The sequence below is a fragment of the Lactococcus sp. UBA7128 genome (genome assembly GCF_002492185.1).
Lineage (GTDB): Bacteria > Bacillota > Bacilli > Lactobacillales > Streptococcaceae > Lactococcus > Lactococcus muris.
This window is the reverse complement of record NZ_DKXK01000076.1, coordinates 14,271-28,141: the sequence shown is the minus strand read 5'-3', so window position 1 is coordinate 28,141 and position 13,871 is coordinate 14,271. Positions and strand designations below refer to the sequence as shown.

Annotated in this window: 14 protein-coding genes; 1 reads left to right on the top strand and 13 read right to left on the bottom strand. The window is 40.0% G+C overall.

The annotated features are described in order from the left end of the window. Window positions 1-141: 141 nt before the first annotated feature. The 13 genes from B4H39_RS08325 to B4H39_RS08265 form a co-directional block, all read right to left on the bottom strand. Window positions 142-699 (bottom strand): GNAT family N-acetyltransferase, encoded by a 558-nt coding sequence (locus B4H39_RS08325; RefSeq protein ID WP_251421922.1) that lies wholly within the window; start codon window positions 697-699, stop codon window positions 142-144. Further along, window positions 689-1,579, bottom strand: coding sequence for a sensor histidine kinase (locus tag B4H39_RS08320; protein WP_251421919.1), 891 nt, complete (start codon window positions 1,577-1,579; stop codon window positions 689-691). The genes B4H39_RS08325 and B4H39_RS08320 overlap by 11 nt, the downstream gene beginning before the upstream one ends. Continuing rightward, window positions 1,566-2,222: a response regulator transcription factor gene (locus B4H39_RS08315; protein ID WP_202230900.1), complete on the bottom strand. Its 657-nt coding sequence runs from the start codon at window positions 2,220-2,222 to the stop codon at window positions 1,566-1,568. The genes B4H39_RS08320 and B4H39_RS08315 overlap by 14 nt, the downstream gene beginning before the upstream one ends. A gap of 262 nt (window positions 2,223-2,484) precedes the next feature. Then, a complete protein-coding gene (locus tag B4H39_RS08310) occupies window positions 2,485-2,703 on the bottom strand; it encodes a hypothetical protein (RefSeq protein ID WP_202230899.1) in 219 nt (72 codons plus the stop codon). Then, window positions 2,704-4,671 (bottom strand): ABC transporter permease, encoded by a 1,968-nt coding sequence (locus B4H39_RS08305; protein WP_251421916.1) that lies wholly within the window; start codon window positions 4,669-4,671, stop codon window positions 2,704-2,706. It lies immediately after the preceding gene. Beyond that, on the bottom strand, window positions 4,664-5,452 hold the full coding sequence (locus tag B4H39_RS08300; protein WP_251421913.1) for an ABC transporter ATP-binding protein: 789 nt from the start codon (window positions 5,450-5,452) through the stop codon (window positions 4,664-4,666). Before B4H39_RS08300 ends, B4H39_RS08305 begins: the two co-directional genes overlap by 8 nt. Window positions 5,453-5,482: 30 nt before the next feature. Then, window positions 5,483-5,839: a YxeA family protein gene (locus B4H39_RS08295; protein WP_251421910.1), complete on the bottom strand. Its 357-nt coding sequence runs from the start codon at window positions 5,837-5,839 to the stop codon at window positions 5,483-5,485. Window positions 5,840-5,967: 128 nt separating this feature from the next. Further along, complete coding sequence (gene aroC / locus B4H39_RS08290) at window positions 5,968-7,137, bottom strand: chorismate synthase (RefSeq protein WP_251421906.1); 1,170 nt, start codon at window positions 7,135-7,137, stop codon at window positions 5,968-5,970. Window position 7,138: 1 nt separating this feature from the next. Further along, window positions 7,139-7,729 (bottom strand): DUF1054 domain-containing protein, encoded by a 591-nt coding sequence (locus tag B4H39_RS08285; protein WP_251421903.1) that lies wholly within the window; start codon window positions 7,727-7,729, stop codon window positions 7,139-7,141. A 6-nt stretch (window positions 7,730-7,735) separates the two neighbouring features. Further along, window positions 7,736-8,662, bottom strand: coding sequence for a DMT family transporter (locus B4H39_RS08280; RefSeq protein ID WP_251421901.1), 927 nt, complete (start codon window positions 8,660-8,662; stop codon window positions 7,736-7,738). Window positions 8,663-8,803: 141 nt separating this feature from the next. After that, window positions 8,804-9,886, bottom strand: coding sequence for a 3-dehydroquinate synthase (gene aroB / locus B4H39_RS08275; protein ID WP_251421899.1), 1,083 nt, complete (start codon window positions 9,884-9,886; stop codon window positions 8,804-8,806). Beyond that, entirely contained in the window at window positions 9,870-10,736 is an 867-nt protein-coding gene (gene aroE / locus B4H39_RS08270; RefSeq protein ID WP_251421896.1) for a shikimate dehydrogenase, read from the bottom strand. Before aroE ends, aroB begins: the two co-directional genes overlap by 17 nt. 86 nt (window positions 10,737-10,822) lie before the next feature. Then, the gene (locus B4H39_RS08265) at window positions 10,823-11,479 is read right to left on the bottom strand and encodes a VTT domain-containing protein (protein ID WP_251421893.1); all 657 of its coding nucleotides are present in this window, start codon (window positions 11,477-11,479) and stop codon (window positions 10,823-10,825) included. Between the two features lie 236 nt (window positions 11,480-11,715). On the opposite strand from B4H39_RS08265, the gene B4H39_RS08260 reads away from it, so the two are divergent. After that, entirely contained in the window at window positions 11,716-13,860 is a 2,145-nt protein-coding gene (locus tag B4H39_RS08260; RefSeq protein WP_251421890.1) for an ABC transporter substrate-binding protein/permease, read from the top strand. The last annotated feature ends 11 nt before the right edge of the window (window positions 13,861-13,871 follow it).

Genomic DNA, 13,871 nt, shown 5'->3' with positions numbered 1-13,871 from the left:
GTTTGATGAGAAAAGCGAGGAGGGTTTTCACTTGGACTTGTTTTCAGTTTCCGTAACCAGCGCCCGAAACGCGGACAAAAAAGAAGCTCTTGCCTGAGCTAGAGCTTCTTAACTTCATGACATTATCAGCAATGAATACTTTTATTTACGCAGTGCTTGATACTCTGCTTTTGTCAACGCCCAGTAATCGCAGAGTACAGAACGCTTCTCTTTCGCAATATAAGTATAAACTTGACCAATCTTTCGCATGCCTATCTTCTCCATCACACGACCTGACTTCGGATTTTCCGCATCGTGCTCCGCAGTAATGACTTGCACTTCTAGCTGATTAAAAGCTAAATCTCTAAGGTATGCAGCAGCCTCTGGCATGAGACCTCTTCCCCAGAACTTGCGGTTAAGCACCCAGCCAAAGATAGCTTGATCTCCCTCTAATCTTAAGTCAATAGTACCAATCATTTTCCCACTTTGTTTATCCACTACTCCCCAGCATATTAAACGATTGGGTATAAAATAGTTGACAATACTTTCTTCTGTCATTTCTAAGCTTTTATGCTCTGGAAAAGTGACGTAACGCACAACTTCTGGGTCGCTGGCATATTCAAACATATCCTCTTTGTCAGAAAGTTCTATCTTTCTAAAAACCAATCGCTCCGTTTCAAAAACTTGGAGCTCCGCAAGTATAACCTGTTTATCTTTCATCTTTTTTCACCTCAACCTTTGTTCCTATACCAACGTCTGAACTTATCCCAATCTCAAAGTCCAGACGGTCAAAGATAAGTTTTGTCAAATAGAGTCCTAAACCTGAAGCCTTATAGTGTCCCCGGCCGTTATATCCTGTAAAACCATGCTCAAATATCCGCGGTAAATCCTCAGGTAAAATCCCTATTCCTGTGTCACTTAATTCGATTTTATTCTCTTCAATAGTAATCGTCAAACTTCCTTCATTTGTATACTTTATCGCATTATTAAGCAGTTGCTCTAGGGCTAGAGCTAACCATTTTCGGTCAGTAACTACTTCCCAATCTCCTGACAGCGTGACGGATAAGTTTTTCTGGATAAAAAAACTACTGTATTTTTTAAGAAGTTCACGCATAACAAGAGCAACCGAAAACCTCTCAAAACGAAAGTCTGTCGAAATGTTAGATATGCGTTGATATTCCAGTAGCATCTTCAGATAATTATCCAAGGCAAAGGTTTGATTTTTTAGCTCTGTTGGATTTATCTCTGTTTGTGCCATTAAGTCTATAGCAGCCAGAGGTATCTTCATCTGATGAGACCAGACTTTAAGGATATCTTCAGTTTCCCTAATATGTCGCTCCCTCTCTACTAGTTTTTCACCCAAATCAGCCAACTCATGCTTGAGGTCCAGCAAGATTTCCTCCCGCTTTTCCCAGCGAAAATAAGAAGAAAGCAGATAAAGTACAAATACAATCAAGGCCAATATCGTTGCGTTTATGAGTGATTCTATCGGCAGATGCCAGAGTAGAAAATTGCTGACAAAAATAAAGAGCATGAGTAAAAAGACACCAATCTGAGCAATCTTTGTCTGTAGAAATCTCTTTATTTTATTCCAAGGCATAGCCTACACCTCGCTTCGTCACCAGATGTGCGAAACCTATTTCCGCCAGTTTCTTGCGTAAGCGCGCCATCTTCACATTTAAAGTATTGCTATCAATAAATTCATCCGTTTGCCAAAGTTCCTGAAGGATAACTTCCTTGCTGACGACTGCACCATTTGCTCTAAAAAGTATACTTAAGATTTTGTTTTCTGATGGTGTAAGTTCAACTTGCTTTTGGCCAAACTTTACCCTATTTTCAGATAAAATAAATCCTGCAAATTCTAATTTTTCTGGACCTGAAAACTTATAAGAGCGACGTAAGAGAGCCTTTATCTTGGCCTTCAATATCTCTAATGAAAAGGGCTTTGTCACGAAATCATCTGCCCCTTGGTTCATAGCTGTCACTTGATTCATATCATCACTCATTGATGAAATAAAGATAATCGGAATTTGGGAAACTTTTCGTAGCTCTGTTGTCCAATAAAATCCATTATAAAAAGGCAAGCCGATGTCCATCAACACCAAATCTGGCTCTGCTTCCAAGATTTCTTGCTTTACTGCTCGAAAATTTAAAACAGAATGGACCTGAAATTCAGTTTTTAAAGCATTGGTCAACATTTTGACAATTGTTTTGTCATCCTCGACAATAAAAATCTTGGGCATTTCTCCTCCAAAAATATTTTCTAATATCTCCTATTCTATAATATATGATAGGCAAAAAGCAATACGTAAGAACAGCAGACGAGAACTCAACCAGAAAGTAATACGTATGAAATTTGCGGATGGACAGCTGCACAATAGATGTGGTAAAGACAATAAACGCATCCAAACAAAAAGGACTTAGCCCTATACAGTACAGAACTAAGTCCTTTACCTAAGTTACTTGTCCAACTTTAGCCAAACCGGTCTCAATGCAGGAACTCTGTCAAAAAAGTGTGGTAAGCCCGTAGTAAACCAAACCAACAATGATGAGCAATGAAAGAGTATGTAGACTGACTGATATTTTCTGTAAGAGCTTAATGTCCTTACAATTTTGAATCTTTCTCTGGACAAAGCGAATCCCTGCCCAAGCATACCATGCACAGAAACTAAGCGCAGTGAGTGAACCTCCAAGAATCAGTAAATAGTAGGGAATTTTTTCCATTTATTTTTTCTCCACAATATTGTAATAAACTCGGCTTGTTCCCTTATAAATAAGCCAGTAAATGATTGCCAAGGCGGCAATACTTCCTAAGCTTACCCAGAGAATTAATTGGTTATCCATGATGCCAAAGATTTGAATAAGTTTGCTAATCATGATGTAGGCAAAACTGAAATGGAGGATAGTCATGGCAATAGGCAGTAAGAAAATCATGCTGACTTGTGACTTGATCGTTTTAGCCACTTGTTTTTTCGAAAGTCCCACTTCTTGGAGAATCTTGAACGAACGCTTGTCTTGCGTACCTTCAGATAACTGCTTGTAATAAATAATCAAAGCTGCACCCAAGATAAAGCTGATACCAAGCACTAAGCCTATGAAGACAAATGCACCAATACCTGTTCTCACTTCTTTCATCTCAGTTGAGCGGAAAGTCAGTGCGCCTTGTTCCTCCTTAAATACCTTTCTGAGCTTGTCCTGTTCTTGCTCTTGAAGCTCAAAGTTCACCGTCACAGCTGGAGTCATTTGATAAAAGTTCTCTCTCTCGCTGTTTGCCTGATTATAGGCAGCTAGAGCTTGATACAATGCCTCATCATTTGGAAATATAATAAGCATTGGTGTTGTCATGTTCAACATGATTGGATATTTCTTCAAGTCACTCGTTGCCATAATGGTTTTGACTTCATATTGAGTACCAAACCAGTTGAGCTTTTTTAGATTTGGATAAGCTCCAAAATAATCGAGGACGTTTATCTGCTTGCCTGAAATATCTGCAACTTTTTCATTCAAGTTTTTCAATGTTTGCAAGGTTGTCATTGAGAATTGCAGGGCTGTTTTTTGAGTCATCAATGGAGAAATACGGAGAGTATTCGTTGCTGCTTTTTGCCCATCAACCATTAAGAAATCCGCGCTTAGAGCTGTCGAAACATTGGAAATTTCAACTCCAGCTTGGTCTGCTTTTTCTTTCAGAGTTTGGACCATTTGAGCAGTTGTTTTTTCTTGGCTGTATAGAACATATCTTCCTTCTTTCGGATAAGCCCGCTCTACTGCTTGAGTGCTTCCCACAAAAATACCAATTGTGACCACTAATGTCACTAAACTCATGGATAAAAGAATCGTGATGTTTGCTAGCCCAACTGCATTGGCTTTCATCCGATAAAGCATGGAACTGATCGTGATAAAGTTTTGCGGTTTATAGTAAGAATTGCGCTTTTTACGCCATTTTAGATACCAAACAGTAAAACTTATATAAAAGAAGTATGTCCCCAGAATAACGACTAAGACCGCAATAAAGAAAGTTGTCAAAGCCTTGATCGGGTTATCGACGCTTACTGCAAGACTATATCCTACAATGAGTAAGAGAAGCCCAATGATAGCCATGAAGATATTTGACTTGGGTTCTTTTTCTCCCTTAGATTCTTCACGCAACAGGTCTAAACTTGAAGATTTCCAAATGATAAATGTTCCTATGACAAGGAGTATAGAGAAGAAAATCAAGAAAATTAATGCAACAGTAAACACAGCTCCTGCTGTAATTGCCAAATCAAACTGATTTTCTCCAATCATATTTATGAAAATAAGGAAAAAGAATTTTGAAAAGGCAATCCCAGCGATTGTACCAATAATTACTATGGCAATGTAACTCAGAACAAGTTCAAAGAAAGAAACGAGTGCTATTTTCTTCTTTCCCAGACCTAAAATATCATAAAGCCCAAACTCACGCGAACGTTGCAGTTGCAAGAAACGATAACTATAGACGAGGATGATGCCAGCAAATATAGCTAAAATCCACATTCCAAAAGTCATCAGTTGTGAAACTGCTGCGCCTCCCTTCATGTGTTCAAGAGAGGGGGACTGTCCGATAGCCACTGTGATAAAGAGCAAAACAAACATTGTCACACTCGCCACAATAAAGGGAGCAAAGGACTTGAAACCTTTCTTCAAATTTTGGACTGCCAGCTTAAAACTAAGCATTGTGTGCCACCTCCGTTTCACTTGGACCTACTGGAGAACCTAAGAATGAAGTCATTGACAGTGTAATTTCCTTTGCAAAGTCTGTCGATGATTTTTCACCTCGGTAAAGCTGATGGTAGAGCATCCCATCTTTAATAAAAAGGACGCGCTTAGCATGACTTGCTGCCAAGCTTGAGTGTGTAACCATGATGATTGTTTGACCCGCATCATTAATATTCTCAAAAAGTTCAAGCAAACTTTCCGAATTTTTATAGTCCAGAGCTGCTGTAGGTTCATCAGCTAAAACTAAATCTGGTTGAGAAATCAAGGCACGCGCCACAGCCACACGTTGTTGCTGCCCACCTGAGAGCTCAAAAGGCTGTTTTTCTAAGAGGCTCTCAATATTTAGTTTTGGTGCCAAGTTGTCCAAACGCGCCTTCATCTCGCTTACCGGAGCCTTAGACAAAACCAAAGGAAGATAAATGTTATCTCTGACAGACAAGGTATCTAAAAGATTGAAATCTTGGAAAACAAAGCCAAGATGCTCCCTGCGAAAAGCTGAAATGTCTTTGTCCTTAATGGCTGTGATATCACGTCCTGAGAGTAAAACTTGACCTGCCGTAGGTTTTTCCAAGGTAGATAGGATGTTCAATAAAGTGGTTTTTCCTGACCCCGACTCACCCATAATCGCGATATATTCGCCTTTTTCCACAGAGAAATCAATATCTGCAAGAGCTGTTGTTTCTTCCTTTGAAAAACGTGTTTTGAAAACTTTTTTGATGTGTTTAACTTCTAATAGCATTTTTTCTCCTCCATATATCTTGCCTTGATTTTAGTTTTGGTTTAACTTCTCTTTTGCTTTACTTGGCAAGTCTTTTTCTTGAACTTCTTCCCAGCTTGTTATACCTTTGACTTTGTTATCTATCAGTTTTAGGTAAGCATTTTTACGTAAGTTATGCTGTGCTGTAAAGGAAACTTCTTTTTCATCTCCTTTTTTATCATAAGCGGTCATCTCGTACTCATAATCTGTAAAACGCTCGCCCGAGTCTGCTTTAATGACTTTTTTTCTACCATCTTCAGTGATTTTCACATAACGTTCTGTGCCACCATAGCTCGTTTTATACCAACCATAACCTAAACCACCGATGATTACGACAAATGCAAGTAAACCAAATAATACCTTTTTCATATTTTTTCCTCTTTCATATTAGGCGTGTCTTTTACTTAAGTTTATATCTTTATTCTAGCAAATAATATTTTCTATAAACTTACACTTTTGTAATGAAAAAAACTAGGACCACAATGGTTCTAGTTTTTTCAGAATTTTCTTAAGCGTGCTTTATACTTTTGAAATGCTTCTTGAAGTTCTCTAAAACTGTCACTCGAAAATTTGTCACAAATTTCCTGAGCTAAAACGGTGGCAACAACGTTTTCCATAACGACGCCTGCCGCTGGCAAGGCCGTAGGATCAGAACGCTCAACACTTGCCTTATAAGGCTCATGTGTTTCCATATCTACTGACATAAGAGGCTTATACAAGGTCGGAATAGGTTTCATTACACCTCGAATGATCAAATCTTCGCCGTTTGTCATTCCCCCTTCAAAGCCGCCAAGATTATTGCTCTTCCGGCTGTAACCCGCTTGTTCCGACCAACAGATTTCATCCATGACTTGGCTTCCCTGAAGCCGTCCTGATTCGAAACCTAAACCAAACTCGACCCCTTTAAAGGCGTTAATTGAAACAACAGCTGCTGCAATTTTCGCATCTAATTTTCGGTCGTAATGCACATAGGAACCCAGACCAGCAGGAACATTTGTCGCACGTACCTCAACTATTCCCCCGATTGTATCCCCCTTCTTTTTTATGTCATCTATATAGGCACGAATCTCTGCCGCACGTGAGGTGTCGACCAGAGATAAGTCATTTGATCCAGCTCTTTCTTTGATTTTCTCCACTGTCAAATCTGAAAGATGCGCTGCAACCTCCTTGCCACCAAAATTGACCACATGATTAGCCAGATCAATGCCTAAATTTTTTAGCAAAGTCTTAGCTACCGCACCAACCGCTACTCGCATGGTCGTTTCACGCGCTGAAGAACGTTCAAGTGTATTGCGCAAGTCATCAAATTCGTACTTCATTCCCCCAACGAGGTCTGCATGACCGGGCCTTGGTTTCGTTAGCTTTCGTTGTTTCTTTACGGATGCGTCAACCGCTCCAGAAGCCATAATTTCTGTCCAATGTGAGAAATCACGATTGCTTACATTGAGCGTGAGCGGACTTCCTAAAGTTTTTCCGTGTCGAAGACCACTCGTAATTTCAACTTGATCATTCTCAATCTTCATACGTCCGCCCCGTCCATAGCCACCTTGACGACGTTTGAGTTCAATATTGATATCCTCAGCTTGCAGAGGAAGTCCTGCAGGAAGCCCTTCAATAATGGCTGTCAATCGCGGACCATGTGACTCTCCGGCTGTAAAAAAACGCATGTTATTCCTCCATCAATCCTTTGTATATGGGAAGTAGAAGGTCAACAGTTTCAAGCATTTCTTGCAAGATTACTTCGTCTTGCTTCCCATCAAAACGAGAAGCTTCCCAAACTTTCCCTATTTCTAACTCTGCTTTTTTTACCTTTTTCAAACGTGTGATCAGTTCTGAAAAATGGCTGGTTTCATAAAAGTTCGGCTGCGTATGATCCTTTGAAAGAACAAAACCGGCTGGCAAAGCGCCAAATTGAGTTAATTTATCAGCATAGTCTTGCTGACCTTTCGGTTGATCAATGATGGAAAGGTAAATAAACACATAGTCTTTCCAAATGCCTAGCTGAAAATGCGGTTCCATCTTATATCCTCGCTTTTGTCGACCGATGGCTGACCACGTATTTTCTGGAGCATGGCTGGTGCGGCGTCGATGCTGAGCAATGTGCAGATAAAAATCCTGCTCTGGAAAAGCTTGACTGATTCTTTCTTTCAAGACCTCACCTATCTCCATAAAAACAGGTTGAATCTCCGAGCGCACAGCTTGCATACGCGCATCCAGACCTTCAATATCAAATACTTCAAATGATTTTTTTCTAAACATATGACCTCACAAAAATTTTATACAAACAATACCCACCAGCATGAGCCCAAGACCAACAACTTGTATCATGCGTATCGGATAGGTACCTGAACGCCACCAACCGAACTGTTGGACCAACATTGACCCAAGGATTTGTCCTAAAAGAGCCATCATGATACTGAGCCCCGCGCCCATCTTTGGCACGGCCAAAACCGAACCTAAAACGAAGAAAGCCCCCCAAATGCCGCCTAACATGTTCCATTTTTTTATCTGTCTTAACTCTACTTTAGTGATAAGGCGCCGCTCAATCAGCAAAGTAACAAGAAGAATAGCGATTAAACCGATAAAAAAGGAGATAAAAGAAGCTTGAATAGGCCTCTGCAACAAAAGGCCCAAGTGTCCATTAATCGCTTGCTGAATTGCCATAAATGAACCGGATATAATTGCCCAGAGTCGCCAAGGCAACAAGTTAGGTCTCGGTTCGGACTGGTTTGAGTTGTCCTTTAGACTCGGGAGGACTACAGCAATCAGGAGACCTAATATTGTAATAAGAACTCCCAAAACACGCATCACACTCATAGGAATATGGACTGCGTAAAACCAGCCAAAGCTGTCAATAATAACACCTGTCACTACCTGCCCCAAAATAGGGAAAATAACGGTCTGCACAGCGCCTAATCTTGGAAAAAGGAAAACATTAGACGTGACATAGACAGGACCAAGTAAGCCACCAATCCATATCCAGACTGGATGAGACTGGATAAATTCGGCAGACGGAAACAAGTTCCCCGTTAAAAGCAATGAGGTTGTACCTAAGAAAACAACCCCAATAATTTGAGAAATTGTCGATGCCCAAAATGGGGAATTAACATTTTTGCGAAGTTCGGCGTTAATCGGGTTTTGGTTTGCTAGTAAAAAACCCGCAAAAAGTGCTATTCCAAGATAGACAAACATTATAATTTTTTGATTATTTTCTCCATTGTATTCTTATTTATGAGAAACAAGCAGTCTTTATAAGCCCTGTTTCCAAAATCTTGGCGAAAGATGAGCCTGTATTAACTCTTTTAGTCAATCTTCATCAACAATGCCCACTCTTCAGAGACTGTCACTGCCTCCTACCTTTAGGTACTCTCGCATTTCTTCTAGGCTTATTTCATGGATTGTGGCACGTCCAATTTCTGGCACAAGTATTGTCTTTATTCTATTGCCCCGTGCCTTCTTGTCATGCACGACTATGTCAAACAAAGCCGTTTCATCCCAAGGCTGATAAGTTTGAGGAAGTTGAAACTTTTGCAGCATTTCTCTGATTTTTTCTGTCATCCCTTTGGGCATAAGCCCTTTACTTTCCGCAACCTTGCTGATTTGGACCATGCCAATAGCAACAGCTTCACCGTGCATAACTTGACCATAGCCCGCCCAAGTTTCTACAGCATGGCCAATGGTGTGACCAAAATTCAAATATAGCCGCGTTCCTTGGTCAAATTGGTCTTCCACTACAAGTTTTCGCTTTACTTCACAGGCTGCATGAATAAAGTATTCTGCTTCCTGTAATAATTCTTGAGCATTTTTCAACTTGGATAGACGTTGCCACAGCTCCTTATCTGCGATAAGGGCACACTTCACAATTTCCCCGATGCCTTCACGGAAGTCTCGAGAGGGTAACGTTTTTAAGACTTCTGGATCAATCAGTACACCACCTGGCTGTGCAAAAGTGCCAATCATGTTTTTCGCATAAGCACTATTCACACCAGTTTTTCCACCAATAGAACTGTCAACTTGTGCGGTCAAGCTGGTGGGGATTTGGAGAAAATGAATTCCCCGCATATAAGTACTGGCAGCAAAAGCAGCCAGATCACCAACAACTCCTCCTCCCAAGGCAATAATGCCGTCTGAACGTGTCAGAGATTGTTCAGCACAAAAGTTCCAAAGTCTTTCTACAGTAGCTAAGTTTTTGTTCGCCTCCCCTGCTGGAAATTCAAAAGTAAAAACCTCAAAACCCTCGCGCTCCAAATGGGTTCTTACCCCAGTACCATAGAACGCATTCACATTATTATCTGTCACGAGGACAATCTTTTGCTTCTCCCAAAGACTGCTGACCCAGTTTCCGACAGAGGATAAACTGACTTTTTCGATAAGAATGTCATAAGGATTTCGTGGAAGATCAACTTTTAATCTCATTTTTTTCCTCCAATTCCTGTCCTATCTGCCCAATAGGCATTTTCTTCCCCGTCCATAATTCAAAAGAGGCCGCAGCTTGATGAAGAAGCATTCCCAAGCCATTTTTCGTTTGAACTCCCTGAGCTTCTGCCCATTTCATCAATGGCGTTTCCTGTAGCTTGTAAATCGTATCTACCACTAATAGATGAGAGGGGAGATTAATAGAAGACGAGACGGGCATTGCTTTGTCCAACATACCGACCGGTGTTGCATTAACCAGTAGATCTGCTTCAGTAATTTCATATTGTAGACGTGAGGTATCAGCCAAGTCGAAAACTCTGAGTATACTTTGTGTTTGAGTCGCTAATTCTTCCACGCGTTGCTCCAAGGCCTTGTAAGAACTAGACCGCCTAGCAAAAACAGTAATTTCTCGCATCCCGAGCAGGAAAGCTTGAACAATAATGGCAAGGGCGGCGCCACCACCGCCTATAAGTACCATCTTTTTATCCTTAGGCTCAAAAGTTAGGGCATTAAAAAATCCTATGCCATCTGTATTATGGCCTACCAGCTTCCCGCTATGATTGACAACAGTGTTCACAGCGCCCATCAAGCGTGCTTCCTCCGATAAATCATCTAAAAATTCGATTACCTTATACTTATAAGGCATCGAGATGTTAAGCCCGTACATGTCCAAAGTTCTAACATTATTTACCGTCTGGCCTAAATATTTTTCATCTTTAAGTTCCCAAGCCAGATATGCACCATTTTCGTTCACCAGTTCAAATGCACGATTATGGATAAAGGGTGAGAAACTATGTTTGATAGGATAGGCTAAAACTGCCGCCATCCTCGTGTATCCATTTATCTCCATATTTTACCCGTATCTATTAGTTGTTTTGCCGCATTGATTTTTAATATAAAAAATAGTATTAGATAACTAATACTATTATAACTTATTTATGCTGCTTTGCGCCCTGTGAAAAATCGTTTTGCCACACCAATCATTGCCGGAAGTAAGGATACAGCAACAATAGTTAACATGACCAACTCAAAATTTTTCTTAATAAATGGAACTTGTCCAAAAAGGAAACCAGCACCTAGAGCAACAATCACCCAAGCAAAACCACCTAAAAAATTATAGAGGACGAACTTTTTATGCGGCATACGACTGGTTCCTGCTGTAAAGGGAACTACTGTACGAATGATAGGCATAAAACGCCCAAGGAAGATCGCCCAAGACCCCCATTTCACAAAAAATTGTTCTGCTTCTTCAATATATTCTGGTTTTAAAAATTTGGATAAACTTTTGTGTTTAGGGATGACATCTCCAAACCTGCGCCCAATTTCATAGTTAAGAAGATTTGCGAGAAAAGCCAAAGTCCCCATCGTTATAATTAGAAAGGGCATTGATAATTTATTTGGATATAAGGCTGCCATAGAGCCGACAAAAAAGAGAATTGAATCACCTGGTAGAAACGGAAAAATTACTAATCCTGTTTCGATGAAGATAATGGCACCTAAAAGTACATAGACCCAGATGTGGGCGCCTGGCGTATTCAAGAAACTGGAAATCCAATCGTTGAAAAAGCCAAAGATTGAAAGTGTGACAAACATGTTTTAGTTCTTCTTTCTGTTAAAGTGTTGCTGCATTTTTAATTTTACACTAAATAATTCCCTTTATCAAATTCTTCCTTTGTGTATTTTTGTAGAAAAAATTATAAATTCATTTCTCAAGTTTTTTACATGTCATGTTTTATGACACGGATTATTTTTTTCAAGGCTATTTTGTGGTATACTGGCATGTATATGATTTGTTTATATAATTAATGAAACTTAGGAGAAATAATGAAATGAAGAAATTATTCTTTACATTATCTTTAATATTCGCCACGCTTACTGGAATGTCCTTCGTAACTGCTGATAACGTCAGCGCTCAAGAAACCGTGCGTGTCGCAAGTGATAATGCTTATGCCCCTTTTGAATTTCAAGATTCAAATAAAAACTGGGTAGGTATCGATGTAGATATCATGAAAGAAGTTGCAAAGATCAATGACTGGAAGCTTGAAATGACCTTCCCCGGCTTTGATGCTGCTCTTCAAAACTTAAAAGCTGGAAAAGCCGATGCCGTTATTGCAGGGATGTCAATCACTGACGAACGTAAGAAAATTTTTGATTTTTCTGAGCCTTACTATACCTCAGCTATTACTTTGGCTACAACAAAAGCTTCTACGCTTAAGAGCTATGATGAACTTAAGGGCAAAGCTGTTGGTGCTAAAAAAGGGACAGCTGCTTATGATTGGTTGCTAAAAAATCAAGATAAATACGGCTATTCCATTAAGACTTATCCTGATGGGGTGCGCATGTTTGCATCACTAGCTTCAGGGAATATCGTCGGCGCCATGGATGAAGCTCCTGTCATTTCTTATGCCATCAGTCAAGGTCAAGACCTGGCCATCAAACTCCCCTCTTTTTCACTTCCAGGAGGTTACGGTTTTGCCGTGATGAAAGGTGAAAATTCTAAATTAATTGATGGCTTCAATAAGGCTCTCACTCAAATGAAAGCCAATGGCGATTATGATAAAATCGTTCAAAAATACACAAGTGGTAAAAAAGCTATACCTAAAAAAGATGTTTATACTATTGCTTCTGACAATAGTTTCGCCCCTTTTGAATTCCAAAATACGGATAAAAAATTCACCGGGATTGACGTTGACTTGCTTAACGCAATTGCTGAACAACAAGGGTTTAAAATTAAATGGAACCACGTTGGTTTCCAACCTGCCGTAGATGCTGTCCAAGCTGGACATGCAGATGCAATGATGGCTGGTATGTCTATTACTGACGCACGCAAAAAAGTCTTTGACTTTGGCGATCCTTACTTTGACTCTAATCTGACTCTCGCTGTTTCTAAGTCTAACGATGACATTAAAACATGGGAAGATTTAAAGGGGAAACAGGTAGGTGCCAAAAATGGTACAGCTTCTTATGACTACCTAACTAAAAATGAAAGCAAGTACGGTTATACTTTAAAAACCTTTACTGATGCAACTTCAATGTATTCTTCATTGAAGAACGGTTCAATACAGGCCTTTATGGATGACGAACCCGTGGTTAAATATGCCATCAAGCAAGGGCAGGAATTTAAAACACCTTTTGAAGGTATCCCAACTGGTCAATATGGCTTTGCCGTGAAAAAAGGAACAAATCCTGAATTGATTGAAATGTTTAACAATGGTCTAGCTTCACTGCGTGCTAGCGGAAAATACCAAGAAATCCTTGACAAATATCTGACTTCAAAAGCAGAGACAGCATCTGAATCAGATACAGAAAGCACGATGTTTGGCATCTTGAAAAACAACTGGAAACAGCTGGCAAAAGGACTCTGGATTACGATTCAACTTGCTTTAGTTTCATTTGTCCTGGCTATGATTGTCGGTATCATCTTTGGACTTTTCTCAGCTAGTCCTTCATCAGTTTTGCGTACGATTTCACGCATTTACGTTGACCTTAACCGTTCTATTCCTCTCTTAGTGTTGACTATCTTCATTTTCTATGGTATTCCAAACATGTTACAACTCCTTACAGGTCATCAAAGTCCTCTGAACGAGTTCACTGCCGGTGTTATTGCCTTAACGCTTAATGAATCAGCCTATATCGCTGAAATCGTTCGCGGTGGTATTGCTGCTGTTCCAGCTGGACAAATGGAAGCCAGTCGCTCACTAGGAATTCCTTATGTGAAGACAATGCAAAAAGTAATCTTGCCACAAGCTGTCAAGATTACAATTCCGAGCTTGATTAACCAATTTATTATCACGCTTAAAGATACAACCTTAGTATCTGTTATCGGATTGGTTGAGCTCTTACAAGCTGGTCAAATCATCGTTGCACGTAACTTCCAAGCTTTCCGTGTTTATGGTTTGATTGGTTTGATATACATGATTGTTCTGCTTCTTTTGATGTGGGCTGGACGTCGCATTGAACAAAAAATGAAATAAGGAGATTAAAG